This window comes from Streptomyces sp. NPDC002773 (genome assembly GCF_040295605.1).
Taxonomy (GTDB): Bacteria; Actinomycetota; Actinomycetes; order Streptomycetales; family Streptomycetaceae; genus Streptomyces.
This window is the reverse complement of the sequence record NZ_JBEOVO010000001.1, coordinates 551,377-576,895: the sequence shown is the minus strand read 5'-3', so window position 1 is coordinate 576,895 and position 25,519 is coordinate 551,377. Positions and strand designations below refer to the sequence as shown.

General features: G+C 69.0%; 24 protein-coding genes, 1 tRNA gene and 1 pseudogene. 16 read left to right on the top strand and 10 right to left on the bottom strand.

What is annotated here, in order from left to right; all coding sequences use genetic code 11:
- Window positions 1-58 precede the first annotated feature (58 nt).
- Window positions 59-2,131 carry an MDR family MFS transporter gene (locus tag ABT034_RS02495; RefSeq protein ID WP_351210371.1) on the bottom strand — a complete coding sequence of 691 codons (2,073 nt, stop codon included), beginning with the start codon at window positions 2,129-2,131 and terminating at the stop codon, window positions 59-61.
- A gap of 282 nt (window positions 2,132-2,413) precedes the next feature.
- On the opposite strand from ABT034_RS02495, the gene ABT034_RS02490 reads away from it, so the two are divergent.
- The 5 genes from ABT034_RS02490 (at window position 2,414) to ABT034_RS02470 (ending at window position 6,670) form a co-directional block, all read left to right on the top strand.
- On the top strand, window positions 2,414-3,406 hold the full coding sequence (locus ABT034_RS02490; protein WP_351210369.1) for a peptidoglycan-binding domain-containing protein: 993 nt from the start codon (window positions 2,414-2,416) through the stop codon (window positions 3,404-3,406).
- A 193-nt stretch (window positions 3,407-3,599) separates the two neighbouring features.
- Window positions 3,600-4,268 (top strand): HAD-IA family hydrolase, encoded by a 669-nt coding sequence (locus tag ABT034_RS02485; protein ID WP_351210367.1) that lies wholly within the window; start codon window positions 3,600-3,602, stop codon window positions 4,266-4,268.
- Window positions 4,269-4,629: 361 nt separating this feature from the next.
- Window positions 4,630-5,274, top strand: coding sequence for an HNH endonuclease family protein (locus tag ABT034_RS02480; RefSeq protein ID WP_351210449.1), 645 nt, complete (start codon window positions 4,630-4,632; stop codon window positions 5,272-5,274).
- 156 nt (window positions 5,275-5,430) lie between these two features.
- On the top strand, window positions 5,431-5,931 hold the full coding sequence (locus ABT034_RS02475; RefSeq protein WP_351210365.1) for a DoxX family protein: 501 nt from the start codon (window positions 5,431-5,433) through the stop codon (window positions 5,929-5,931).
- Window positions 5,932-6,040: 109 nt separating this feature from the next.
- Window positions 6,041-6,670 (top strand): DedA family protein, encoded by a 630-nt coding sequence (locus ABT034_RS02470; protein ID WP_502972778.1) that lies wholly within the window; start codon window positions 6,041-6,043, stop codon window positions 6,668-6,670.
- On the opposite strand, the gene ABT034_RS02465 is transcribed toward ABT034_RS02470, so the two are convergent.
- Both ABT034_RS02465 and ABT034_RS02460 read right to left on the bottom strand, forming a co-directional pair.
- The gene (locus ABT034_RS02465; RefSeq protein WP_351210363.1) at window positions 6,630-6,890 is read right to left on the bottom strand and encodes a DUF2277 domain-containing protein; all 261 of its coding nucleotides are present in this window, start codon (window positions 6,888-6,890) and stop codon (window positions 6,630-6,632) included. The two genes, ABT034_RS02470 and ABT034_RS02465, sit on opposite strands and share 41 nt — an antisense overlap.
- A 115-nt stretch (window positions 6,891-7,005) precedes the next feature.
- Window positions 7,006-7,239 (bottom strand): hypothetical protein, encoded by a 234-nt coding sequence (locus ABT034_RS02460; protein WP_351210361.1) that lies wholly within the window; start codon window positions 7,237-7,239, stop codon window positions 7,006-7,008.
- Window positions 7,240-7,428: 189 nt separating this feature from the next.
- On the opposite strand from ABT034_RS02460, the gene ABT034_RS02455 reads away from it, so the two are divergent.
- On the top strand, window positions 7,429-8,187 hold the full coding sequence (locus ABT034_RS02455) for a GntR family transcriptional regulator (RefSeq protein ID WP_351210359.1): 759 nt from the start codon (window positions 7,429-7,431) through the stop codon (window positions 8,185-8,187).
- On the opposite strand, the gene ABT034_RS02450 is transcribed toward ABT034_RS02455, so the two are convergent.
- Window positions 8,129-8,935, bottom strand: coding sequence for an MBL fold metallo-hydrolase (locus ABT034_RS02450; RefSeq protein WP_351210357.1), 807 nt, complete (start codon window positions 8,933-8,935; stop codon window positions 8,129-8,131). The two genes, ABT034_RS02455 and ABT034_RS02450, sit on opposite strands and share 59 nt — an antisense overlap.
- Before the next feature lie 125 nt (window positions 8,936-9,060).
- On the opposite strand from ABT034_RS02450, the gene ABT034_RS02445 reads away from it, so the two are divergent.
- Window positions 9,061-9,510 (top strand): lamin tail domain-containing protein, encoded by a 450-nt coding sequence (locus ABT034_RS02445; RefSeq protein WP_351210355.1) that lies wholly within the window; start codon window positions 9,061-9,063, stop codon window positions 9,508-9,510.
- Between the two features lie 56 nt (window positions 9,511-9,566).
- Here the strand turns inward: ABT034_RS02445 and ABT034_RS02440 are convergent, their stop codons facing one another.
- A complete protein-coding gene (locus ABT034_RS02440) occupies window positions 9,567-10,154 on the bottom strand; it encodes a DUF4231 domain-containing protein (RefSeq protein ID WP_351210353.1) in 588 nt (195 codons plus the stop codon).
- A 102-nt stretch (window positions 10,155-10,256) separates the two neighbouring features.
- Between ABT034_RS02440 and ABT034_RS02435 the strand changes: the two genes are divergently transcribed.
- From ABT034_RS02435 to ABT034_RS02420, 4 genes are all read left to right on the top strand, one after another.
- A complete protein-coding gene (locus ABT034_RS02435; protein WP_351210351.1) occupies window positions 10,257-10,580 on the top strand; it encodes a hypothetical protein in 324 nt (107 codons plus the stop codon).
- 669 nt (window positions 10,581-11,249) lie between these two features.
- On the top strand, window positions 11,250-12,422 hold the full coding sequence (locus tag ABT034_RS02430; RefSeq protein WP_351210349.1) for a DNA cytosine methyltransferase: 1,173 nt from the start codon (window positions 11,250-11,252) through the stop codon (window positions 12,420-12,422).
- A gap of 17 nt (window positions 12,423-12,439) precedes the next feature.
- On the top strand, window positions 12,440-13,519 hold the full coding sequence (locus ABT034_RS02425; RefSeq protein WP_351210347.1) for a restriction endonuclease, SacI family: 1,080 nt from the start codon (window positions 12,440-12,442) through the stop codon (window positions 13,517-13,519).
- 1,033 nt (window positions 13,520-14,552) lie between these two features.
- Window positions 14,553-15,347: an NUDIX domain-containing protein gene (locus ABT034_RS02420; RefSeq protein WP_351210345.1), complete on the top strand. Its 795-nt coding sequence runs from the start codon at window positions 14,553-14,555 to the stop codon at window positions 15,345-15,347.
- On the opposite strand, the pseudogene ABT034_RS02415 reads toward ABT034_RS02420, so the two are convergent.
- Window positions 15,331-16,378 (bottom strand): annotated as a pseudogene (locus ABT034_RS02415) (NsdA family TPR-like regulatory protein). The gene ABT034_RS02420 and the pseudogene ABT034_RS02415 sit on opposite strands and share 17 nt — an antisense overlap.
- 426 nt (window positions 16,379-16,804) lie before the next feature.
- Here ABT034_RS02415 and ABT034_RS02410 point away from each other — a divergent pair.
- From ABT034_RS02410 to ABT034_RS02400, 3 genes are read left to right on the top strand one after another with little or no spacing between them, the layout of a single operon-like run.
- Complete coding sequence (locus ABT034_RS02410; RefSeq protein ID WP_351210343.1) at window positions 16,805-17,149, top strand: SCO3933 family regulatory protein; 345 nt, start codon at window positions 16,805-16,807, stop codon at window positions 17,147-17,149.
- A 2-nt stretch (window positions 17,150-17,151) separates the two neighbouring features.
- Window positions 17,152-17,607: a helix-turn-helix domain-containing protein gene (locus ABT034_RS02405; protein ID WP_502972777.1), complete on the top strand. Its 456-nt coding sequence runs from the start codon at window positions 17,152-17,154 to the stop codon at window positions 17,605-17,607.
- The gene (locus tag ABT034_RS02400) at window positions 17,607-18,758 is read left to right on the top strand and encodes a site-specific integrase (RefSeq protein WP_351210341.1); all 1,152 of its coding nucleotides are present in this window, start codon (window positions 17,607-17,609) and stop codon (window positions 18,756-18,758) included. The genes ABT034_RS02405 and ABT034_RS02400 overlap by 1 nt, the downstream gene beginning before the upstream one ends.
- Before the next feature lie 72 nt (window positions 18,759-18,830).
- Here the strand turns inward: ABT034_RS02400 and ABT034_RS02395 are convergent.
- Window positions 18,831-18,905, bottom strand: a tRNA-Val gene (locus tag ABT034_RS02395).
- Window positions 18,906-19,222: 317 nt separating this feature from the next.
- Between ABT034_RS02395 and ABT034_RS02390 the strand changes: the two genes are divergently transcribed.
- Together ABT034_RS02390 and ABT034_RS02385 are read left to right on the top strand one after the other, a co-directional pair.
- Complete coding sequence (locus tag ABT034_RS02390; protein WP_502972776.1) at window positions 19,223-20,563, top strand: hypothetical protein; 1,341 nt, start codon at window positions 19,223-19,225, stop codon at window positions 20,561-20,563.
- Between the two features lie 100 nt (window positions 20,564-20,663).
- Window positions 20,664-20,876 (top strand): FmdB family zinc ribbon protein, encoded by a 213-nt coding sequence (locus ABT034_RS02385; RefSeq protein WP_351210338.1) that lies wholly within the window; start codon window positions 20,664-20,666, stop codon window positions 20,874-20,876.
- A gap of 17 nt (window positions 20,877-20,893) precedes the next feature.
- Here ABT034_RS02385 and ABT034_RS02380 read toward each other — a convergent pair whose 3' ends face one another.
- The 3 genes from ABT034_RS02380 to ABT034_RS02370 are packed head-to-tail and all read right to left on the bottom strand — an operon-like array spanning window position 20,894 to window position 25,407.
- Window positions 20,894-21,703 carry an HAD family hydrolase gene (locus ABT034_RS02380; protein WP_351210336.1) on the bottom strand — a complete coding sequence of 270 codons (810 nt, stop codon included), beginning with the start codon at window positions 21,701-21,703 and terminating at the stop codon, window positions 20,894-20,896.
- Window positions 21,700-24,204, bottom strand: a complete 2,505-nt coding sequence (locus tag ABT034_RS02375; protein ID WP_351210334.1) for a phosphoribosyltransferase — start codon at window positions 24,202-24,204, stop codon at window positions 21,700-21,702. The genes ABT034_RS02380 and ABT034_RS02375 overlap by 4 nt, the downstream gene beginning before the upstream one ends.
- An 18-nt stretch (window positions 24,205-24,222) precedes the next feature.
- Entirely contained in the window at window positions 24,223-25,407 is a 1,185-nt protein-coding gene (locus ABT034_RS02370; protein WP_351210332.1) for an HpcH/HpaI aldolase/citrate lyase family protein, read from the bottom strand.
- Between the last annotated feature and the right edge of the window lie 112 nt (window positions 25,408-25,519).

The window sequence follows — 25,519 nt, the reverse complement described above, 5'->3', positions numbered from 1 at the left end:
CGATCCCGCCCCGGCCGGCGTGCGAGTCGACGCGCGGCGAGCACACCGTCGGCGTGCGTCAGGCGTGGTGGTCGCGGGGCGGGTCCGGGTTGTGCGGGCGTTCCCCGTCCGAGCCGCACAGCTCCGCCGTCAACTCCTCCACCAGCTGCACGAGGTCGGTGGGCCGGTCCGGTCCCCACCAGTCGCCGAGGAGTTCGGCGAGGGACTCCTCCCGCGCCTTCGCCAGCTTCGTCGCCGCCTGTACGCCCTCCTCGGTGAGGATCAGCTGCAGCCCCTCCCTGGTGACCAGACGGCGCTCCTCCACCTGCCGGGACGCCTCCGTGATCGCCCGCAGCGGTACGGGCACGGTCTCGGCGAGCCGAGCGGGTTCGACGGTGCCGTGGCGGCGGACCCGGAGCAGCAGCCAGCTCGCGGCGGGCAGCAGGTCGAGCCCGGCGCGGGCGGTGATCTTCTCGTAGATCGCCTTGCGTCCCTCGCGGGAGCCGAGGACGGACAGGGCACGGGCGCACTCGTCGTACGAGGAGCGTTCGACGGGGTTGGACGCGAGCGTCTGGCTGGTGTCGGGCGCGGTGACGGAGGCCCGCAGCTTGTCCTCCTTGAGGAACCAGGCGACGACGAAGGCCACGAGGACGACGGGCGCCGCGTACAGGAAGACGTCGGTGATGGAGGTGGCGTACGCGTGGAGGACGGAGGGGCGCAGCTCGGCCGGCAGCTCGGTGAGGGTGCGCGGGTCGGCGGCGACCTGGTCGGGGCCGATGCCGGGCGGCAGGTCCTGCCCGGAGGCGGCGGCTCCGGCGAACACGTCGTCGAGCTTGCGGGTGAGCCGGTTGGTGAAGATCGTGCCGAAGACGGCGACGCCGAAGGAGGCTCCGATGGAGCGGAAGAAGGTCGCTCCCGAGGTGGCGACGCCGAGGTCCTCGTACGAGACGGCGTTCTGCACGACCAGGACGAGGACCTGCATGACGAGGCCGAGTCCGGCGCCGAAGACGAAGAAGTAGACGCTCATCTCCCAGGTGGAGCTGGTCTCCGTGAGCTCGTTGAGCAGGAGCAGTCCGAGGGCGGTGAGGGCGGTGCCGGTGATCGGGAAGACCTTCCAGCGGCCCGTGCGGGAGACGATCTGGCCGGAGGCGGTCGAGGTGATCAGCATGCCGGCGACCATGGGCAGCATGTGGACGCCGGACATGGTCGGGGTGACGCCCTGGACGACCTGGAGGAAGGTCGGCAGATAGGTCATGGCGCCGAACATCGCGAAGCCGATGACGAAGCTGATGACCGAGACGAGGCTGAAGGTCCGGATCCGGAAGAGTTTGAGGGGGAGGACGGGTTCGGCTGCCCGTCGTTCGACCCGGACGAACCAGACGAGGAGTACGGCTCCGAGGACGGCGAGGCCGATGATCTGCGCCGATCCCCACGCCCAGGTGGTGCCGCCGAGTGAGGCCACGAGGACCAGGCAGGTGGCGACGGAGGCGATGAGGAAGGTGCCGAGGTAGTCGATGGTGTGGCGGGTGGAACGTACCGGGATGTGCAGCACGGCGGCGATCACGAAGAGGGCGACGATCCCGATCGGCAGGTTGATGTAGAAGACCCAGCGCCAGGAGAGGTGCTCGGTGAAGAGGCCTCCGAGCAGCGGGCCGAGGACGCTGGTGGCGCCGAAGACGGCGCCGAACAGGCCCTGGTACTTGCCGCGCTCCCGGGGGGACACGAGGTCGCCGACGATCGCCATCGAGAGGACCATGAGGCCGCCGCCGCCGAGGCCCTGAATCGCGCGGAAGGCGATGAGCTGCGGCATGTTCTGGGCGATGCCGCAGAGGGCGGAGCCGATGAGGAAGAGGACGATGGCCGCCTGGAAGAGCTTCTTGCGCCCGTACTGGTCGCCGAGCTTGCCCCAGAGCGGGGTCGCGGCCGTGGACGCCAGCATGTAGGCGGTGACCACCCAGGAGAGGTGCTCCATGCCGCCGAGTTCGCTGACGATCGTCGGCAGCGCGGTCGAGACGATGGTCTGGTCGAGCGCGGCGAGCAGCATGCCGAGCAGCAGGGCGCCGATCGCGACGAGGACGGTGCGGTGGCTCCGCCCCTGCCCCGGCGCGGGGGCGCCGCCGCCGAGCTGGGAGGGGCTTGTTTCCTGGGCCATGGGCGTCTCCTCGGGCGGCTCGTCGGGCGTCCCGCCGGACGACCCATGGGACGACCTCTCCATCCTGGTCCGATTGTCCGGTTATGGCCTCCGGAGGGGCACGGCTGTTCGCCCGCCGGTACGGGACGGGCTGCATAATCGCTCGCAGTTGTCTCGGGGAGGGGACCCATCATGACCGGACGCATCTGTCCTGAATGCGGTGTACACAGACCTGGCTGCGCCTGCGCCCGGGCGGAGGTCGCGGCGGCCGAGGATTTCGATCCGCTACGGATCAGGCCGTACGTGACGCTGGATTCTTCGGGGAATCCGCCGGGGGATTCGCCGGGCGGTTCATCGGGGGATTCGCTGGGGGGCGGGATCTCGTCGTACGGGGACGGCTCGTCGTACGGGAGCGGCTCGTCGTACGGGGACGGCTCGTCGGACGGCGACGACGATCCGCCGACCGCCCAGCTGGCGGTGATCCGGCCGGCCGAGGGTGCCGTCGCCGCGCCTGGACCGGGGGCGTACGCGGCGGGGGCGTACGGCGCGGAGTCGTTTGGCGACCCCTCCGAGACCATGCCGCTGCTGCTACGCGGCGTCGGGGACGTGCCGCCGCCGCTCGGTCAGGAGCGGGAGGGGGGTCGGGGGCGCCGGCGGGGCATGGTGGTCGCGGCGGTGGCCGCCGTCGCCGTGGCGGGCACGGCGGCCCTGGCTGCGGCCGTGCTCGGCGGGAGCGAGGCCGAGGACCGGGCGGCGGTACCCGAGGTGACCACGAGCGCGTCCCTGAACATCGCCGTGTCCGAGGAGCCGTCCCCGTCCCCGTCCTCCTCGTCGGCGAGCCCGGAGCCGACCTCGTCCTCCCCCACCCCGCGCCGGACGTCCGCGTCGCCGACGCCCACCCCCTCCGCGAGCCGCACCACCGCGTCGCCCAGCGCCTCGGCGCGTACGACGGGCGCCGCGGCGCCCCCGTCGGCGTCACCCTCGGCGGCTCCGACGACCGCACCGCCGACGACGGCTCCGGTCACGACGGCACCCCCGGCGGCCTCGCCGGAGGACGGCGGGGAAGAGGAGGAGGCGACCCTGAGCGTCGGCTCCACCGGGCACGAGGTGCGCGAGCTCCAGCGGCGACTGTCCGCCGTGTACGCCTACCGCGGCCGGATCGACGGGAAGTACGACGACGACGTCCGGGAGGCGGTGGCCGAATATCAGGACTGGAAGTACATCCGGAGCGATCCGGAGGGCGTGTACGGCCCTGACACGCGCCGCGCTCTGGAGGGCGAGACCTCCGACGACTGAGGCCCCTGGACCCGGCCTGCGGACCGGCTGTCCGAACCGGCTGTGCGGACGGCTGCGCAGACAACTGTGCGGACCGGCTGGCCAAGACCGCCCTCGGTTTTGTATCGTAGAAAAACAAAGTGGCCCCGCCCGCGAAACCCTGACCGGTGGGCGGGACCGCTTCGTTCTCCGCGCCACCCCCTCTGGAGACCCGATGGCTGCCACCACCCCGGCAACGCTCACCGCCCGCGCCCTCCTCCTCGACATGGACGGCACCCTCGTCAACTCGGACGCCGTCGTCGAGCGCTGCTGGCGGCGCTGGGCGGAACGGCAGGGCCTCGACACGGACGCCGTGCTCCGGGTGGTCCACGGCCGCCAGGGGTACGCGACGATGGCCGTCCTCCTCCCGGACCGGCCCATGGAGGAGAACTACGCCGACAACCGGGTCATGCTCGCCGAGGAGACCGCCGACCTCGACGGCGTCGTGCCCGTCCCCGGCGCCCCCGCCTTCATGGCCGCGCTCGCGACGCTTCCGCACGCCCTGGTGACCTCGGCGGACGAGGCCCTCGCACAGGCACGGATGGGCGCCGCGGCGCTGCCGATGCCGGAGACCCGGGTCACCGCCGAGTGCGTCGGGGCCAGCAAGCCCGACCCCGAGGGCTTCCTCAAGGGCGCGGCCGAGCTGGGCTTCGACCCGGCGGACTGCGTCGTCTTCGAGGACTCCGAGGCCGGCATCCAGGCGGGCCGCGCGGCCGGCATGCGGATCGTGGGCGTGGGCCCGCGGGCGGCGGCCTTCGCGCCGGACGTGCACGTCGCCGACCTCACGCAGCTGCGGGTCGAGGCCGCCGCCGACGGATCGATCCTCCTGACGGTCCTCCCGTAGGACCTCACCCCTGGTAGGGCCTCACCACCAGGCGGCAGCTTCACAGACGACGAGACCCCGGGCCCGGGAAGGGCCCGGGGTCTCGTCGTACAGCCTCGCCGCACAACCTCGTCGTACGGGACCGTCGTACAGGACCGCCGTACAGCCTCGTCGTACACGAACCTCGGAGCGCCGGGCGGAACCTGGCGCTCCATCAGGACACGTCACACCCCTTGATGTGACGTGTCCATGTCGCCACTCTGTTACCTGGCGCACCCCCCACCGAAACCTGGCGCCGCCACGATGACCGGGCCACCGCCCGGCACCCAGCGGGGACAGCAACCAGCCAAGGTCCCCCCACCTCAAGGGAGTTCACATGCCCATCCGCATGATCTACGCGCGTCGACTCGCCGTTCTCGCCACCTCCGCCGCCCTCACCGTCACCGGCCTCCTCGCCACCGCCCCGGCCGCCCAGGCCGCGATGCCCACCCCCGTCAGCGCCGCCACGGCGCGCACCTACCTGGCCTCCCTCACCGTGAAGGCGGAAGGTTCCTCCACCGGCTACAGCCGGGATCTGTTCCCGCACTGGATCACCCAGTCCGGCGCCTGCAACACCCGCGAGACCGTCCTCAAGCGCGACGGCGTGAACGTCGTCACGGACTCCAGCTGCGCCTCCGTCAGCGGCAGCTGGTACTCCGAGTACGACGGCGCCACCTGGACCGTCGCCTCCGACCTCGACATCGACCACGTCGTCGCCCTCTCCGAGGCGTGGCGCTCGGGCGCCAGCTCCTGGACCACCTCGCAGCGCCAGGCCTTCGCGAACGACCTGACCCGCCCGCAGCTCATAGCCGTGACGGACAACGTCAACCAGTCGAAGGGCGACCTCGACCCGGCGGAGTGGCTGCCCTCCAGGACCGCCTACCGCTGTACGTACGCCCGCGCCTGGGTGCACGTGAAGTACCACTGGAACCTCAGCATCGACTCGGCCGAGAAGAGCGCCCTCCAGTCGGTGCTCAACGGCTGCTGAGCACAGGACTTCTGAGGGCGCGTCAGCATCGGCCGCCGGGGAGTGGGCCTCGCCGCACACTCCCCGGGAGCCGAATGTTGAACTTGCAAGTACTAGTGAGGGGTGCCTAACCTACGGCTATCGGTTTCCGTCCCCACAGGCCGAAGGAGTCCCCCCATGAACACCAACCCGACCGCCGAAAGCCGTACGAGCAGCCTCGCCGGCCGTCTGAACGAGGCCCAGCCGTACGCCCTCGGTCTCTTCCGCATCGTCATCGGCCTGCTCTTCGCCTGCCACGGCGCCGCCTCGCTCTTCGGCGTCCTCGGCGGCAGCGCCGTCCCGGCCGGCACCTGGCCGAACTGGTACGCGGCGGTGATACAGCTCGTCGCCGGCGGCCTGGTCCTGGCGGGCCTCGGCACCCGCAGCGCCGCCTTCCTCGCCTCGGGCTCGATGGCGTACGCGTACTTCACGGTCCACCAGCCGGAGTCCCTCTTCCCGATGCAGAACGGCGGCGAGACCCCCGCCCTGTTCTGCTGGTCCTTCGCCCTGCTCGTGTTCACGGGCCCGGGCGCGCTGGCCCTCGACCGGCTCTTCGGGAGCCGGGGCGGCGCGGGCACGACGCCGCGCGAGACGGGCGGGGACCGCGAGGAGCAGGGCGCGTCGCCGGTCGCGGCCTGAGCCCTCGCCGTACGGGCTGCGAGGGCTGCCCTCCCCGTACGGGCCGTGAAGGCTGCACAAGGCCCCCACCCGGGCGGCGGCGTGTCGCCCCCGCGTAGGCTCTGGCCCTGTGAATCTGCTCGACAGCCTGGGATCGCTGCGGTCGCTCACTGCCGGCCCTTGGATCTACCCGGTGGTGGCGACGTCGATCCTGCTCGATGTCTTCCTGCCCGTGCTGCCGAGCGGCTTCCTGGTGGTCACCGCCGCGACGGCGGCGGCGACGGCCACCGCGGCCACCCCCGACGTACCGTCGCTCCTCCCCCTGCTCCTCTGCGCGGCCACGGCCTCGGTCCTCGGCGACTTCCTGGCGTACCGGCTCGCGCGGCGGGGCGGCGCCAGGCTCGACCGGGCGATCGCCCGGTCGAGGCGCCTGTCCGTGGCGCAGGAACGTCTCGGCACCGCGCTGACGCGGGGCGGCGGCCTGCTCGTGGTCCTCGCGCGCTTCGCCCCGGCGGGCCGGTCCGTGGTCTCGCTCGGCGCGGGCGCGGCGAAGCGACGGGTGGAGGAGTTCCTGCCGTGGTCGGCGCTCGCGGGCGTGACCTGGGCCTCGTACAGCGTGGGGCTCGGCTGGCTCGGCGGTCAGTGGCTGGGCGCGACCTGGTTCAGCGCGGGGGTGTCGACCCTCGCGCTCTTCCTGGCGGGCGGTCTCGCCGCCTACCTCATACGGCGTCCGGCTGCGGCTCCCGCTCCTGCCTCCTGACACCGGGGTGCGCGCCGCGCACCTCCAGGTCGTCGAGGAGTCTCGCGGTCGCGTCGGCGATCTCGTCCACGGCCCGCTCGAAGACCTCGCGGTTGTGGGCGGCGGGGGCGCGGAACCCGGAGACCTTGCGGACGTACTGCAGGGCGGCGGCGCGGATGTCGTCCTCGGACGCCTCCTCGGGCAGCGCGGGCGGTCGGAGAGTCTTGATGCTGCGGCACATGCCTCCAGTGTGGCGCGCGCCACTGACAACGGCCGGAAACGGCCGCCTCGCCGCCCTCCCGCAACCGTCTCCCGCCCTCCCACGGCCGTATCCCCGCCCTCCTCCCCCGGCCGTCTCAGGCCCCGAGCCCTCGTCGGCTACGCGCGTTGATCTCGGCGGCGCGGGCCCGCAGCTCGCGCAGGGGCGTGGCGAGCTGTACGTCGGCGGGCTCGGCCTCCCACTCGCCGCTGGCGCCGCCGGGGTGGACGGGCCGGATCAGAAAGCGCCCGGAGACGCTCTCCACATAGAAACCGACGCGCCCGGTGGCGGTGTCGCGGACGAGGTCACCGACCTCGGGCAATGGCTGCACGTGTCCCCTCCGTCCCGGTCACCTGAAGCATGGGGACCCCCAGAGAAGCCCCGCGCTCCCGCCCTGTCAACGTATCTCTAGAGATGTCCCCCGATGGATGGATCGACCGGGCGGGGCGGCGTACACGTGTGCACCCTCGCCTCGGGGTGCGCCGTAGGGTGTCCCGCAGATGAAGGGAGTGGTCCACCCGTGACTGACCAGGACAGCGTTCGCCGCCCCAAGTACCAGCGCATCGCTGATGAGTTGAGGACGGCGATCCACTCGGGCGCGTTCGCGCCCGGCGACCGGCTCCCGGGCGAGAACGACCTCATGACGACGTACGCGGTGGCCCGGATGACGGCGCGGCAGGCGCTCTCCGTGCTGCGCGGCGAGGGTCTCGCCGAGGCCCGCAAGGGCGCCGGGGTCTTCGTCCGCGTCTTCCGGCCGCTGCGCCGGCGGGGCATCCCCCGGCTGTCCGGCGAGCAGTGGGGCAACGGGCGTTCGGTCTGGTCGGCGGACGTGGAGGACCGGGACCTGGTCGTCGACCAGGTCGAGGTGGGCGAGACGGAGGCCGGCGCGCGGGTCGCGGGGTCGCTGGGCCTTACGGCGGACGCGCCCGTCTGCGTGCGCAGCCGCCGCTTCGTCCTGGACGGCAAGCCGGTGCTGCTCTCCGTCTCGTACCTCTCCGCCGAGCTGGTGCGCGGGACGCCGATCACCGAGGCGGACACGGGGCCGGGCGGGACCTACGCGCGGCTCGCCGAGCTGGGCCACCGGCCGGTGCGGTTCCGTGAGGAGATCCGCTGCCGGATGCCGTCGGCGGACGAGGCGGACCGGCTGGCCCTGGGGTTCGGGACGCCGGTGGTCCTCATCGGGCGGACGGCGTTCACGGAGCGGGGGACGGCCGTGGAACTCAACGAGATGACGCTGGACTCGTCGTCGTACGTCCTGGAGTACGACTTCGACGCGTGACCTCGAACCGGCGTCCGGGATCGGCGTGGGCGACCTCCCCGGGGAACTCCGACGCGGCCCGCGCGACGGCGTCCTCCGGCCGAAGACCCGACCCGACATGGGTCACGACGAGGCGGCGCGCGCCGGCCAGGGCCGCGCTCCGGCCGGCCTGCTCGGCGGAGTGATGACCGGGCGTGCCACCGTCCGCCTCACATACGAACAGGTCGCAGTCCCGGGCCAGTTCGACGAGCGGAGGGCAGGGTTCGCAGTCGCCGGAGTAGGCGAGCGAGCGCCCGGCCCCGTCCTCCACGCGCAGCGCGAAGGACGGCGGGCCGTGGGTGACGGACCGGGACCGCAGGGTGAGCCCCCCGATCGGTACGACGTGCCCGTCGTGCAACTCCTCCACGGCGAACGCCCGCTCCACGGGGCTGCGGTCGGGGCCGTTGGTGAGGAACGCGGCGAGCCGGTCGGCGATGCCGGGCGGCCCGAACAGGGGCACCGGCAGCGGAACCTCCAGGTCCGCGTACAGCAGCGCGTAGAAGGCGGTGAGGAGGTCGGCGGAGTGGTCGGCGTGCAGATGGGAGATCCACACGGCGTCGACGTCACCGAGAGCGACGTACCGCTGGAGCTCGGCGAGGGTCCCGCTCCCGGCGTCGACCCAGACACGGGCCCCGCCGCCCTCGACGAGCAGGCCCGAACAGGCGTTGCCGGGGCGGGCGAAGGGCGTGGCGGAGCCGAGGACGGTGAGACTCAGGGACTCGTCGAACATAAGACAATCCTAAACAAGCCTCCGCCAACTCCTCGGATTCTGTGCGTGCGAGGTGAAGGGCGTGCATATTCTGTGTGCTCGTCGGGCCCCATCGGCGGGCGCCCGACAGAAACTGAGGGACATTCATGCTTCGCGCACGCACGTTCGCGGCCGTGACCGCGGCCGCCGCCTCCGGCATCCTGCTGCTGCCCACGCAGGCGCAGGCCGCCGGCTCTGTGCACCTGTACAAGATCTACTACGACAGCCCCGGCGCGGACTACCGCTCGAACACGAGCCTCAACGCCGAGTACGTGCAGATACGCAACACGACCGGGGCGGCGGTCAACCTCCGCGGCTGGACGCTCACGGACGTGGCGAACCACAAGTACACCTTCGGCAACTACGTCCTCGGCAAGGGCCAGATCGTGACGGTCCGCACGGGCCGCGGCACGAACACCGCCGCGAACGTCTACCAGAACCGCGCCGCGTACGTCTGGAACAACGACCGCGACACGGCGACGCTGAAGAAGTCGAACGGCACGCGGGTCGACGTGTGCTCGTACAACTCGACGCGGGTCGACTACGCCTGGTGCTGACCCCGCACGGCAGGTGACAAGGACGGGCCCCGGAAAACCTCCGGGGCCCGCTCACGCTAGCGCGGGCTGGGCCCAGTACTCGGACCCGGATCAGCACCCGGACCCGGGCTCGACTCCGGTGACACCCGCGGCGAAGGTATCCCCTGCGGCGGCTGCTGCACGTCGGTGCCGACCTGCCCGCCGAGCGTCATCACGTTCAGGGTCGCGGAGTTCTCGTTGGCGATGGCCTTCTCGACCCGGGCGACCAGCGTCGAGAACGCGTCCCGCTTCGACAACTGGTGGTACGGCCCCACCTTGGCCTCGAAGTAGACCCGCTCGTGCCCGAGGAGCTGCTCGGTCGACCGGTAGTTCTTCCACTGCTCCCGGTACCGGTAGACGCTCTCCAGCGACACCGCCGCGACGACGACCACACTGAGCACCGTGGCCGTGACCCGCGCGAAAGCCAGATCCAGGTTCACGAACACCGGCACGAGCGCCGCACCGACGACGGACACGGTCCGCATCCGCAGATGCATCGCCTTCATCCGGGTCGCCTTGGCGTCGTACCACTCCTGGTACTGCGAGAGCCGCGTCTCGATGTACCGCTGCGGCGTCATCTCACCACCGCGCACCCCGGCTTCGGGCGCGTCCCCCACCTCATCCATACGGGGAGTACACCGCCCCACCAACCCCCCGTCAACCGAACCAGGACACTCACCCGAGCGCGTGCCGAGGCCAGGGGAGAAAGCTGCGCCATGATGGTCCGCGTGAGTGAAGAGACTACGTTTGAGGCCGTATCAGGCCAGTACCAAGAGTTCATGAAACTGCCGTTTCCTCCCCGACTGGCTGGAGCGGACCGGGCCGGCTTCGACCTGGTGATGCTGGACTCGGACACCGCAGGCTGCGTTTTCACATGGATCAAGAACGGCGGCGAACTCGAAGCGCGGAGTCGAAGCACTCTGCTCCGCTGCATCGCCCGCCTGGACCGGGTCATACCTGTGCTCGGCGAAGCGGACGCCCCTGAGTACTGGCACCACCTGCGCGAGATGGCTCAACTCGTCGCGGATTCCCCACACGTGGCCACCGAATGAGATGACCCCTCGGCTCAGCCAAACGAACAAGGCCCAGGCCCCCGGTTCAGCACCGGTGACCTGGGCCTTTGTCTATCTACCTGCTGGTGGGCGCGGACGGTTTCGAACCGCCGACATCTGCTTTGTAAGCCTGGCGCTGATCACGTAATCGCTTGGCTGGCCAGCAGGCGTAGAACGATGATGTTCGCCCTGCGCTTGCCCGTACCGCTGCGGGCCGTGATTGACCGTAGCTGGCTGCTCGATCTGGCACTGATCTGGCACGGACCCTGGAGCCGCCACCCTGCCTTGCCAGTTCGTCCACTCACTCTCTGCTTCCACCCTTGCCCTGTCGGCTCAAATAATAGTAAGGCGTACGTAACCATTACTGTCCGTCACCGTTGACGTCAGACCCGGATGCCAGCTCCTGCGGTAGCCGACAGCCGGGCTCCATCACCGTCCAGGGCGGTGAGGTCCTGAGTGAGGCGAATCAGGGCGACCCGTCCCTACTTAGGAGCCAAGCCAGCAGTCTCCGCATGGGCCCGAACACAGAACATAGGAGTGTGAAGGCCGGCGCGTGGTTGACGGCTCACTCACTCAGTACCTGGTCAGCGGGGGGGACGAAGCATGTGCACTGGAGCGGCTTGACAGTGATCATGACTTGATCAGGTCGCGATACGTTAGGGTGGCGCGGTGAACCATGAGCTTCCTGTAATCAGTCTCTTCTCCGGTGCTGGAGGCCTCGACTGCGCTGTTGAGAGCTGTGCTGAACCACCACTGGTGCAGGACGGCTCCGGATCGCCGCTGAGCGTTGCCGTCGCCACCGACTATGAACAGACGGCTCTGGACACGCTAACGGCCAACTTCCCGCACACCAAGACCGTGTGCGGGGACATCCAAAAGATCTCGACCGCAGAGTTGCTGGAAGTAGGCGGGCTGAAGGCTGGGGATCCGACCCTGGTCATCGGCGGCCCTCCTTGCACCCCTTTTAGCAAGTCCGGTTTTTGGATCGAAGAGAAGCGTAATAGCGCTGACCCTAATGCCTCACTCCTCGACGAATACGTTCGCGTAGTACGCGAAAGTCGGCCCGAAGCTTTCATCTTGGAGAACGTACAAGGCCTGACATATAAGACTCACAAGGCCCAGTTCGATCGGCTTATTTCGGGACTCAGGGATGCCGGTTATAATCCGAGCTTCCAGGTGCTCCTTGCAGCGGAGTACGGAGTCCCGCAGCTTCGTAGGCGAGTTTTCGTAGTTGGGCGACGCGACGGAAAGGCTTTTCACTTCCCAAAGACCACGCACTCTGGCGAGTCCGAGAGGGATCGGGTGATTGATCGCACTAAGATCCCATTCACGAGCCTTCGTCAGGCCTTTGCGGGACTTCCTGAACTCCCCGACCCGGGAGAGATCGTTGAGGGAACATACGCAGACCTCGCCGCGGAAGTCCCTCCAGGCCAGAACTATTTGTGGCACACCGATCGGTATGGCGGCCGTAATGAGTTCAAGTGGCGTAGCCGCTATTGGACCTTCCTTTTGAAGTCGGACCCAGACCGCCCGTCTACAACACTGCAAGCTCAACCAGGTCCGTGGGTCGGCCCGTTCCATTGGGAGAACGTCAAGAACGCAAATGGGGAACAGCGGGCTCGCAGATTTCGCGTTGCCGAGATGAAGCGAATCATGACTTTCCCTGATGAGTTCGTTTTCACCGGCGGGAAGCGAGAGGTGCAGCGGCAAATTGGTAACGCTGTCCCGGTGGAGCTGGGGAAGGTCGTCGTGCGCGCCCTAATGGAGCAGCTCGGACATCTTGATTCCGACGGCAGCAAGTTTTCTAACCAGACTGACCATGAGCAGCTTGAACTGATCTAGAGCTATATGGGGGGGCAGTGGGTATAACCATCGTAAAGGCCGAAGCAGAGAAGATTTTGCAGGCGGCGCACGATATAGCTAGCTCGGACGTAGCGGATCCCTTGGAGGATTGGACGCTTCTTGCGACATCACTGCGCGAAGCAGATGCTCCGAGAACGTACACTGCTGCACTCGTAACAGCACTGCTCGCACGTTCATGCGATGCGCGCGTTGATCCTTTGTCCATCAAAGAGAAGTACGACGAGCGAGCCTTCTCTCTACGCAACCTTTGCCACAGCGTAGTCGTCCCGATTTCCATTAAACTCGGATTCGACCTGGGCGCAACAGGCCGCGAACCCATAAACAATCAACCATTCTTTCGATACGACCATTACAGCGAGATCGTCAGAGTTAGAGCCAAGGCGCGTCCCTACCTTGATCGACTAAGTAACGCTCTCACTAAAGTAGATGAAGAGAATTTTTCCACGGAAGATGCCTTCCGTGCACTTGCTGCTGTCCTGACAGTGTGCATCGCCGTAGCGAAAAAGAAGCGTATCGTCCCAGTTGGAAGTGCCATTGTCGAGGCGAGCCTGATTGCCGAGACGCAAAATTTTGTCACCACTGGCTACGATATTCCACGTAAGCTCCAGGCCTGCGTTGCCGCCGGTCTCGACATGGCTTACGAGGAAGTCATTTCTCGAAGGATCAACGACCCCTCCCGTGATCTTCCCGGTGATGTCCAAGTCATATTGGACGGCGAGCCCCTGTTGACCGTAGAAGTGCGGGGGAAAAGTGTGACAGGGGAAGGTCTCGAGCAGTTCGTTCGCAGCGCAGCGGATGCCGGCTTCCGTCGAGTCGCTCTCATGGTTGACGCGGCATCACATGTATCGCTCATGTCAGCCAACGAAGCAACAGTGGAACTCGAACGAGAGTATGGCTGCATTATAAAGGTAAATGAGAGTACATCGAGTTTTCTGCGTGATGTATTTGTGTGGTCGCCTCGAGACACCCATTCGATTCTGTCGACCTTTCCCGAGGCAATGTATCGACGGATGACAGAGATCGAGGTACGGGAATCCGAGATAGAACGTTGGATCAAGCTATTCCCTGATACTTAACCTTGGCCCTGAAGCAAGCTTAAGGCTTTGTAGATGTCTAAGGCACCCCTCGCTGAGGATTGCATCGATGAATTAAGGGATGCCCATAGATGCCAACTCGGCAAATCCGCAGGCCGTCTAGGGGTGCCCGCCAGCGACTTGAAGCGTTGACGCAGAGGATGAGGGAGGATGAGGCGGCGGCAGCAAGAGGCCGCACGCCTCAGAGTACACGCCGAAGAATTCTCGCTTTCGCCGTCCTAAAAATCTCAAGAGAGTCACGTAGGATGCTGCCAAGCTGCGGCGGAATCGGTATCCGACGAACCTCCTCCGTCGACCGATTTCGAAACCGTAGTGGTCGTGGGTCTCGCCAGAGTCTGCACGCTGTCTTCCTGCACTCGGGCGCGTACGGTGAAGCAGTATCACACCCCAGCCGGACGCGGACAGCTTGGGATCTGACTCAGCGAGGCCCACGCCCTCAGTAGAGCCGTAACCACTTTAAGTCGTCATGAGCGGCACGATACCTCTGTGCATCGAGGTTCTAGCTAGCGCTGCCGCCCATTAACCCAGCTCTCATCCCGTCTGCCGTCGACCCACACGTACGTGGAGCGGGCACGGGCCCTGGCGTCCAGGTGGAGCGCGCCACTGTACGAACGACCTGGACGCCAGGGCCCGTGTCTGCTCGGCTTTGCCTGGGTCGACGGCAGACGGGATGGGAGCCCCTACCGCAACAACCCACAGCCGGCGCCCGCCTACGGAGCCCCCTCCATCCCGGAGTCGGAGCGCCCTCGCCGGAGGCATCATTTTGAACCTGCGGCTGCCCTGCTGCGTCGCGCTTCGCATAGTCCATCGAGCTGTCCACCCTGGTACGTGATGGATTCTCGACTGCCTGCTGCACGTGGCGGCCCCGCCGTAAAGGCGGCGCGCTCCCGCGCAGTGCGCGGGCCTTGATGAAGTAGAGAAAGTCTCACCGCACCTGCGCCCTGTCCCCGCCACCGGGTGCCCCACTAGTGTTGTGCCGGTCGGCACAACAGACGCAAGGGGGCGTGCTCACAGGATGGGACCGAAGTCGGAGCGGGTGTACCGCACGATTTGCGAATGGATCGCCGCGGGCAAGTACCCCCCAGGCTCCAAGATCCCTTCCGAGCGCACGCTCGCCCAGGATCTGGAGATCGGACGGACACAGCTTCGGCAGGTGCTCGCCAAGCTCGTCTCCGAGGGCGTCATTGAGGTTCACGATCGCAGCTCGTACCGCGTGCCGAACCGCACCGTAAGCGTCCAGGCACCGACAGATCTTGAGCCGTGGCAGATTCACGGTGAACGCACTCTCTACGACAACCGATGGGTGAAGCTCGAACTCGTCGATGTCGAGCCGCCTGGTGTTGAGCGGTTCGAGCATCACGTAGTCCGTCTCCAGCACGTCGCCATCGCTGCCGTCATCGACGATCAAGACCGCGTCCTCATGCTCTGGCGCTACCGCTTCGTCCCGAAGTCGTTCGGTTGGGAGCTTCCCGGTGGAATCGTGGACGCGGGAGAGTCTCCCTCTGCGACGGCACTCCGCGAGGTAGAGGAAGAGACCGGCTGGCGACCGGATGCCCTTGAGCACGTCGTGACGTACCAGCCCATGGTGGGCATGGTCGACTCCCCGCACGAGATTTTCGTGGGCAATGGCGCGACGCTTGTTGGTGAACCGACCGACCTTGAAGAAGCCGGCCACGTCGCTTGGGTGCCACTCGCAGACATCCCTGAGCTGATGGCCCGCGGGGAACTGGTGGGGTCTGGGACGCTCGTCGCGCTCCTTCACGTGCTGGCGTCCCGCACGGCGAAGAAATCCACTACAGGCGCTGCGTAAGCTGCTCGATTCGCCGGCGCTGGCGTACCGACCCGGTGCGGTTCGCAAGCAGGCGAGCCTGGCGGAGCTGATCGAGAGCCTGGTCATACTCGCCACGTGCCAGGTGGGCTTGCGCAAGATCGGATCGGAGACCTGCCGACGCTCGTATGGACGTCGGATCGATCGCGTCAAGAGCCTCGTAGAGACTCTGCATCGCCTCGTCATCGCCGATCAGGGCTAGCGCGTTGCCTCGCCACCGTGTCAGGTGTCCGTGATTAAGGAAGATGCTAAGCATGTCCGGGTCCCGCGCCTCCTCGCCCTGGGGAAGGTGCCGCATCGCCCTGTCCAGTGCACGACGACAATCGTCGGGCAACCCTGCCTTGGCACAGATCTCAGCTTCCGCCGCGTAGAGCCAAGCGGTGAGCCTCGGCGACATCGCCGCGCCGCCGGCTCGCTGAGCATTTCGGATCAGTTCGACTGCCGTCTCTGGACGACCGGCATCACAAAGTACGTATGCCTGCTCAGCCATCGCGTGAGCGAGATACATCGGCTCATCGGCTTCCTTGGCGGCGTGTTTCCCCAGCTCGTAGTGCCGCCATGCCCGTTCAATGGCTCCTACATCGAGGGCCTGCCATGCAGCCAGGGTTGCGGCTCCAGCCAGTGCGCGAGCCACTGGACGCCTCGTCTCCGGTAGCACAGCAAACGTGAGGGCGTCCTTCAAGGGTCGCTAGGTGCCCTGTCATCTGGTCGACGAGACCGGCGGCTCCCATCTGCCGGTCCATGGTTCGCAACAGTTCCGTCTGGTCCATGAACGTGTTGACCATGGTGAGGCTTACGTTCCGAGCCGCATCAATACGGCTCACGAGTTCGTCATAGCCGTTCGCCTCGATGGAGGGGACAGCGATACCGGCGGCCCCGCCCTGCAACTCATCGTCGGTGACCCCAAGTAGCACACGGATGATCTTCGCGTAGCGCTCCGATATGGATCGCCGGCCGTTCTCCCACTCGGACACATAGACACGCAGGCTGGCGGTCGAGGCGACTGCGAGCATGTGCTGCTTCGCATGTCGCTCGATCTCGCGAACCAGACGCTCTTGTGACCACTCTCGCGCGTTCCTTGCTGCCTTCAGCCCATTCGTCACGTGCACCGCCCTGCATGTGAAGCCTGATCCGTAGCGTCAGCATGCCGCACGTTGACGCAGGTCGTGAGGGGTTAACCAGTCAGCTGTTAACTCCTGTCAGCTACCGGTCTGTTGAGCCAAAGGGTTCTCTAGAGGCAAGGCAGACAAGCGGGTTGAAAAGTCACCCCGACCGAACCACTTGACATCTGGTGCGCACCAGATACAACCTACTGGTGCGCACCAGTTGAGGAACAGAGGCCCGCAGGGCCTCCCAACCGGCCGACGACAACTCGCGGGAGCGGCGCCCTACCGCCAAGCAAGTACGCCGCTCCCACCCCTCCGAAAGGGAGTTCCATCATGCGTCAGATCCCCGTCAACACCTCCACGGCCATGGTGATGGTGGCTCAGCCCCCGGCCCCGAAGATCGCGAACCGGCAGACCGGAGAGGTCGCCACCGACCGCGAGACCGGCGCCACGATGATGACGATCGACGTCATGTTCGTCATGGACGGCAACGCCGAGATCCTGAACCTGACCGTCCCCGAGACCGGCATCTCCGGCGAGCTGACCATGGGCACCCCGGTCGCCCTGACCGGCGTCGTCGCCCGGCCCTGGGAGAACGAGTTCAACGGCCAGAAGCGCCACGGCATCAGCTTCCGCGCCGTCGCCGTCACCTCCCTCGCCGCCACGAAGGCGGCCTGACCATGACCGCGTTAATGGTCGTCCTCGCCCTGGTCGCCACGGTCGCGCTGCTGCTGCGGTGGCAGCGTCCGGCCTGGTACTGGATGTCCTTCGGCATCGGCTTCGCGATCATGCGGGTCCTGGTCCGGTACTCGTCCGTCATGGACGCGTGCGGGCTGACCGTCCCGCCCCCGCGCTGGCGCCTCACCCTGGCCCGCCTCACCGGCCGGCCGATTCCGGAATCTCGGTCCCCCCGGATTCTGCGGCTGCGGCCGACGCGGACGGGCCTGGTGCTTCGGGTGAAACTCCGCCCGGGTCAGGACGCGTTCGTCATGGCGCGGCTCAAGCTCGGACGCTCCACCGTCTACGACCTGATCCGTTCGCGCCGTCTGGTCTCCATCACCATCGGCCGGTCGCGCCGCGTCCCCGCCGACGCCGTCCGGGACTTCATCGACAACCAGATTGAGAAGGACGCCTGATGGCCACTCAGCGCAAGCGCAACCCGAACGGCGCCGGCACCATCACCCAGCGGAAGGACGGCCGCTACCAGGCCGCCGTCTACGTCCTCCAGCCCGACGGCACACGCGCCCGCAAGTTCGCGTACGGCAAGACCTGGGCCGAGTGCGACGCCAAGCGCCGCGCGCTCCTCGACAAGGTCGACAACGGCGTCCCCGTGCCGACCCGTTCGATGAAACTCTCCGAGTGGCTGCCGTACTGGCTCGACAACATCGTCAAGCCGCGCCGGAAAAAGACCACCGCCGCCAAGTACGAGGTTCACATCCGGCTCTATCTCGTTCCGATGATCGTCTCCAAGCGGCTGGAGTCCCTCAGCGTCGCCGATGTCCGCCGCTTCCTCGTCCAGCTGGAGAAGAAATCCAGCGCCGCCACAGCCAAGGAGTCGCACCGCGTCCTGCGTACGGCCCTCACCGCGGCCTGTCGTGAGGAGCTGGTTACCCGGAACGTCGCGTCGCTCGTCGAGCCCCCCACCGTCACCGCGCGGGAACTCTCCCCCTGGTCCTTGGACGAGACCCTCGACTTCCTCGCCGCCGCCCGGAAGGACCCGCTGTATGCCGCCTTCGTGCTCGCCATCGCCCTCGGCTTCCGCCGCGGTGAGGTCGTGGGCCTTCGCTGGGAGAACGTTGACCTCGACAAGCGAGAGATCCGGGACAGGACGCAGCGTCAGAGGGTCGGCGGTGAGGTGTACGAGGACGATCCCAAGGGTCGCCGGCGCAAGCAGACGCTTCCGCTCCCCGCCATCTGCGTCGCGCCCCTGCGGTGGCGGCGTCTCAAGCAGGATGCTGCCCGCGAGCGTGCCGGGGAGAAGTGGACGGAGACCGGGTACGTCTTCACCACCCGCACCGGCCAGCCCATCGAGCCGCGCAACCTCTACCGCTCGTTCACCCGCGTCGCGAAGAACGCCGGCCTCCGGGTCGTTCGGCTGCACGATGCCCGGCACGGCACGGCGACGCTCCTCACCGCCGCCAGCGTCCCGCCCCGCGTCGTGATGGAGATCCTTGGGCACAGCCAGATCGCGGTGACGATGAACGTGTACACCCACGTCGTCCAGGACACGCAGCGCGAGGCCGTGAGTCACATGGACCGGCTGCTCAGGAGCCGTCCCCGATCGTGATCGGCCGCTCGCGTTGATGTCAGAAGTAGATGTCAAAGGCCCCCAGCCATGATCGGCTGGGGGCCTTTGCACTGGTGGGCGCGGACGGTTTCGAACCGCCGACATCTGCTTTGTAAGAGCAGCGCTCTACCCCTGAGCTACGCACCCGTGGAAGAGGCAACAGCCTACATGGCGCACCGGTGGGTCCTGCAAACGGATACCCGTGCCCTCGGCGGGGTGCGGAGGGTGATTCGATCATTACCTGGGGCGACGGCAGGCGACGGCGTCGTCCTCGGGGCGAACTGACCGGCCCGTGTGCGCGTCCCTACCGGGTGGGAGAATGAACCAGACCGGGCACGGCGGACACAGCACGGGAGAGGTACGTGGCGGCGAGCGACGCGAGGGGGGCGAGCGGCGTTCGGCGTCGTGACGCGCCGAGCCGGGGAGAGACGCGTACGGGGACGGGGCCCGGCGGGGCCGGGACGGTGCTCCGGCCGAAGAGCGGAGGCTCGGTTTCCGGGGTGCGGCTCGCTCTCGCGTTGCCCCTGCTGCTCGGCGCCCTGCTGCCGCACGCCTTCGCCGGCGGGGGGACCCGTCGCTGGTTCGGTGGGCGGGGGGAGGGGCAGCGGGCCGAGGCCCAGGCCGCCAAGGACGCCGCCGCCTCCGCGTTCTACGAGCTCGACACCGCCCAGCGCGGACTGCGGATCTCCGTCGAGACCATCACCGCCGTCGACAGCTCCCCCGAGGCGCGCCGCGCCGTCGAGGGCTTCGAAGCCCTCGGGCGCCGTATCGACGAGGTCAGCCTCATCTACATCAGCGCCGTCGACGCCCATGACCTCGACCGCGACGAGCTCGACGCGGCGACGGCCGGCCGGGCCCGCGCCGAACTGACCCGCGCCAAGGACGAACTGGACCGGGTCAAGGGCGAGCTCGACCGGTACGAGCAGGGCCTCGGGCCGCTCCTCGACCGTGCCGAGACACAGCTCGCCCGCCTCGCCCCCGCCGTCGAGCGCGCCCGGCAAGCGCTGCGCGGCGCGAGCGGCGCCCTCGACGCCGTACGGGAGAGCGGGCTGCGCGCCGACGACCTCGCGCTGCGGCTCGCCCAGCTCGGGCCCGAGCTGACCCGGCTCAACGAGGGCGCGGGCCGGCACGGCGTCCCCGAGACCCTCCAGCGCGCCGACCGGGTCCTGCGCGACGCCGAAGCCGTACGGGCCGAGGCGGAGCGTCTGCCCGAGCGGGCCGCCGAGATCGACCGGCGCCTCGTGTCCCTCCGTACCCGCACCGAGGCGCTCACCACCCGCGCCGGGGGCGTCGAGCCGGTCCTCTCGGAGCTGCGGCGGCGTTTCACCGCGTCCTGCTGGCAGGACCTCCAGCACGTGCCGGAGCACGCCGCCGACACGCTCCGGCAGGCCGAGGAGCGGCTCGCCGAGGCGGGGAAGGCGCGGACCGAGCAGCGCTGGCCCGACGCGACGTCGATGCTCTCGACCGTCCGCGCGCTCCTCGACGCCACCGACGAGGCCGTCTCCGCCGCCGGAGACCGGCTGCGCCGTCTCAACTCCGTCGCGAAGGACCCGAAGGCGGAGATCGACCGGACCCGGTTCGCCGTACGGGACGCCCAGCGGCTCGCGATGGACGGGCGCAGCACCCCCGAGCCCCGTCACGCCCGGCCCCTCGACGAGGCCGTCGCCCGGCTCGACCGCGCGGTCGACACCCTGGAGGGCCGCCACCCGGACTACTGGCACTTCCTCACCGAGCTGGAGGGCGTACGGGCCACGGCCGCGCACGTCGTCGGGCAGATCCGGGAGGAGCGGGGCGCCGGTCACTGAGCCGGGGCGGGAGCGGCCCCAGTCCCGTAATGACCGGCCCCGTGCCCACGAGCGGGCCGGCCCCCTGCCCCCCGCCAAGCGCAGGCTCTAGCCTGTTCCCATGCCTCGTTACGAATTCCGCTGCCGCACCTGCGGCGACACCTTCGAGCTCAGCCGTCCCATGGCCGAGTCCTCCGATCCCGCCTCCTGCCCCGCCGGGCACGGCGACACCGTGAAGCTGCTCTCGGCCGTGGCCGTCGGCGGTTCCGGCGGCTCCGCCCCCGCGCCGAGTGGCGGCGGGGGCGGCTGCTGCGGTGGGGGCTGCTGCGGCTGACCCACCGGAGACGGCGGCTACACGGCTGCGGCCGCCCGGAAGCGGCGCAGGATCTCCTCCCCCGCCGCGACCCCGCGTTCCACGAGGACATCGAGGTGGGGGGCCGTCCAGTCGCTGTCGGCCAGTTCGCCGTGGCCGGGGCGCCAGGCCCGGTCCGCGGCGAGCAGCAGGTCGGCGTCGAGCAGGGAGTCGCCGGCGGCCAGCGTGAGCGTGGCGCCGGTGCGGCGGGCGACCTCGCGGACGGCCGCGCCCTTGGTGAGCGGCTTCGGTACGGCGTACACCTTGCGGCCCTGGAGCGAGACCGTCCAGCCCCGCTCCCCCGCCCAGGCGCCGAAGCGCCCCAGCCAGTCCGCGGGGAGCCGTTCCCGCTCGACGACGAGGTAGGCGAACAGGTCCTCGGCGACGCGGTGCTTGCGTACCCAGGACAGGTCCGTGGTGGCCGTCAGGTACGCGCGGATCTCGGAGAGCGGCGCGCACTCGTCGGCGAGCCGCCGCAGGACGGAGTCGTGCCAGTCCTGGTCGGTGACGCCGTCGACGAGGATGTGGCCGCCGTTGGCGCAGATCGCGTACTTCGGTGCGGTGCCGGGGAGTTGGATGCGCTGGTACTGCTTCCGCGTCCGTGTCGTCGTCGGGACGAAGACGGCTTCGTCGGACAGCTGGGCGAGGAGCCCGGCCGCGTCCTCGGTCATGTAGGAGAGCGGTCTCGCCTCGTGGACCTCGACGCAGAGCAGCCGGGGCGCCTGGGCGTCGGGCATGCCGAGGGCGAGCGCCGCGGACGAGTAGATGAGGGTCCGGTCGAGGTCGCTCGCGACCAGCGTCGTACTCACTGGGACACCACCGCCTTGCCGTCGGCGCCTGTCGCACCCTTGGTGTAATGAGGGTGTATCAGACCCACGCAGCTGTACGGAAGTTCGTCGACCTCCTCGACCGGGACCCCGCGCTGCTCCGCGAGCAGGCGGACGTGGGCGAGGTCGGCGTCGGCGCCCCGCTTGGCGAGGATCTTCCAGGGGACGCGGCGGAGCAGGACTCGGGTGGTCTCGCCGACGCCCGGCTTGACCAGGTTGACGTCGTGGATGCCGTACTCCTCGCTGATCCGCTCCACGGCGGCCCAGCCCTCCCAGGTGGGCGTGCGGTCGGTGGTCAGGAGTTCCTTGACGTCGGTGTCGACGGTGTCGGCGACCTCGTCGAAGTGGGCGGCGACGGCGTCGAGGAAGTCGTTCGAGACGTCGGCGGCGGCCAGTTCGCGGTAGAACTTGCCGCCGTGGAAGTCGTCGGGGCCGACGAGGTCGGCGCGGAGGACCGTGCGCGATATCAGGCCGGAGACCGTGGAGTTGAGACACGCGGAGGGGATGAGGAAGTCCTCGCGGGTGCCGTAGGTCCGGACGCAGGAGCCGGGGTCCGCGAGGACCGCGATCTCCGGGTCGAAGCCCGTGACGCCCTCGGTCGCCTCGAACACCCTGATCGCCTCGGCGAGTTCGCGGGTGATGGCGCCCTTGCCGGTCCAGCCGTCGACGAACACGACGTCGGCCGGGTCGTGGTGGGCGGCGAGCCAGCGCAGCGCGTTGGCGTCGATGCCGCGGCCGCGGACGATGGACACGGCGTAGTGGGGCAGGTCGAGGCCGTGGCGGGCGGCCGCCCAGCGGCGCATGAGGACACCGACGGGGGTGCCGGCCCGCGCGAGCGAGACGAGGACGGGGCTGCGGCCGGGCCGCTCGGCGAGGACGGTCTCGGTGACGGTGCCGACGGCGCGGGCGATCCGGGCGGCGGAGCCCTCCAGGGCGCTGTGGAAGAGCTCCTGGTAGCGGGCGCTGGGCTGGTACTCGACCGGGAGCGACTCGGCGTAGTGCGCGCCGCCGCTCTGGATGGCTTCCTCGCGTTCCTCGGTGGGCGCCTCCAGTTCGACGTCCGAGAGGTCCTGGAGCAGCCAGCCGACCTCCTCGGGCGCGTACGAGGAGAAGGCGGGGCCGCGGAGGGGCTCGGGCAGCATGGAGCTCCTTTCGGGAGCTTCGGAGTCGGAGAGCTGGGGGGTGTACGGCGCGTACGAGGGGACGACGGCCAGCACCACGCGCGGGATGTGCGCGGCGAGCTGGGCGAGGAGGCCGTCAGGGGCGTGCAGGGCCGGGGTGTCGGCGGTGGAGTCGATGACGACGACGGCGGCGTCGAAGCCCGCGCCGGCCACGTTGTAGGCGTAGCGCTCGCCGGGTCCGTCGGCGGGGTCGTCGTGGGCGGGGAAGACGAGCCGGGTGCGTATCGCGTAGCCGGGGTCGTCGACGGCGAGGACGGGCGAGCGGGTGGTGGTGGAGTACCGGACGTCGTGTCCGGCGTCCTCCAGGGCGGTGCCGAGTCGGAGCGGCGCGTACATCAGCTCCTCGAACCCGAGCACGAGCACGCGGGGCCCTGCGGGCGGCTGGGCGGGGGCGGGGAGCGCCTCGGCGGACGCTTCTTCCTCCGTCGGGGTGCCCAGTGCCTCCGCGATCCTGTCCGCCATGGCCGGCAGGGCCGCCTCCAAGGCGGCTCGGTGTTCCGGCGTGAAGCCGTGGCGTCCGCCGTCGGGTATGCCGTGGGGCCAGCCGAGCGCGATCCGTACGGAGGCCGGGTGGGCGGACGGGCCGGGCGCCGGCTCGTACGGGCTCTCGTGTTCCGTCACCAGGGCCTGGCCCTTTTCCAGTACGCCCTCCGGGAGGCGAACCGTTCCCGCGGCGCCGGATATCAGGTCGACGCGGGCGCCTATCTCCGCCGCGAAGGCGTCCAGGCGGCCCAGGTCGGAGGCGGAGCGCATGTCGACGAGGGCGACGACGACGTACCGGTCGCGCGGGTAGCGCTCGTGGAGGGCGCGGACCGTGTTGAGGACCGTGTTGCCGGTGGAGAACTCGTCGTCGACGAGGACCAGCGGCCCGTCGCCCGCGAGCAGCTTCGGGTCCTCGGGCAGCAGCAGGTGCGAGGTGGCGTGCGAGTGCGACTCCTCGAAGCCGCCCGCGCGGGCGACGCCGGCCACCGGTCGCCGGGTGGAGTGGAGGTACGGGGCGAGGCCGAGGCCGTCGGCGACGGCGTGGCCGAGGGCGGTGGCCGTCTCCGCGTACCCGAGGACGACGGACCGCGCGGCCTCCTCGTCGCCGAGGAGCGCGCGGACGCGCCGGCCGAGGTCGAGGCCGGAGCCGTACACCACGGACGGCCGCTGGGGCACGTGCTTGCCGAGCACGCTGGAGACCAGCAGATGCGCCCGCTTGGGGTTGCGACGCAGTGCGAGGCCCAACAGGGCCGGTAGCTCCTCGTCGCCGATCAGTTCGACGCCAAGTCGCTCCGCGACCCACGTTCCGGTCCACACCACGTCGTCGACGTCCCTTCGTCAGCCGGCAAGTCCGGCGGTGAGCAGATCCACGAAGCCGACGTCCTCCTTGGCGACGCCGAACAGTTCGGCGCGCAACAGGGTCCGTTCGGCCCACGCGCGATGCGGCTTCACTTCGTTCATCTTGTTCGTGTAGGCGGAGCGGAGCACTCCGCCGCCGCCCCGTTCGGGCCGCAGGATGTCCTGGGCGTCGCTCCACTCCTCGTGGCTGACCACGGAGAGCGCGTGCACCGGCACCACATGGGTGGGGTGGATGCAGGTCTTGCCGAGGAGTCCGTTGGCGCGGTCGAGTTCGATCTCGCGCAGCAGGCCGTCCAGGTCGTGCTCGATAAGGGCCGTGCGCAGGTCCTCGGCGCTGCCTTCGAGGAAGGGGCTGCGGCGCAGCTGGGGCTTGAACATGCGCTCGCCGGGCCGGAAGTACTCCCAGACGGGGCCGGTGACGGTGAAGCCGGTGCCGTCGGAGCGGCCGAAGACGTTGACGACGTCGGAGATGACATGGGCGACGATCTTGACGTCGTAGGCGGTCATGTCGGGCGAGCGGCGCAGCCCGTAGGCGGAGCAGAAGTCGGTGACCCCGAGGCGGAGGGCGAGGACGCGGTCGCGGTACTTGTCGGTGATCGCGGCGATGCCGGCGAGGGTCTCGGCCCGGGTCTCCAGGTGGAGGAGCTCGGGGGACTCCAGGACGGGCATGGCGAAGAGGCGCCGGCCGCTGGTCCGCTCGGCCTGGGCGAGCGCTTCGAGGAAGTCGCGGCCGCGGGCCTCGGTGAACTTGGGCAGTACGAATCCGGACAGCAGGCGGACCGTTTCGCCCAGTCGGGTGACGAGGTCGGTGATCTGGTGCGGTTCGCGGACCCGGATGAAGAGCAGGGGCACGTCCGTGGCGGTGTCGGCGTCCGTCACGGGGGTGTCGGCGAGGTCGGCGAACTGGCGTACGAGGTTGTCCTCGCCGGCTTCGACGTCGGCGTCGCTGATGGAGTCCTCCAGGCAGAGCACCATGGAGACCACTCCGCGGGCTGCCTGCTTGCGCACGTCGTCGGCGAGCCGCGGCCGGGTGGCGGGGCTGTAGAGCGTGGCGCCCAGGGCCGTGGCGAGCGTGCGGGCGGGCGAGTCGGCCGTGAAGGCGGCCGGCTCGCGGTGGAACAGCGCAGCCCGTGTCATGGACGGGATGTGCCCGAAATGACGCATATAAGTCCCCCGTCTGCCTTTCTGGACCTGATGACATGTGGCCGGTAATAGTACGTAGGTGCGGGTGTCCACAGTTCCCTTTGTGCATGAAATCCAGGTAACTCGTCAGCAT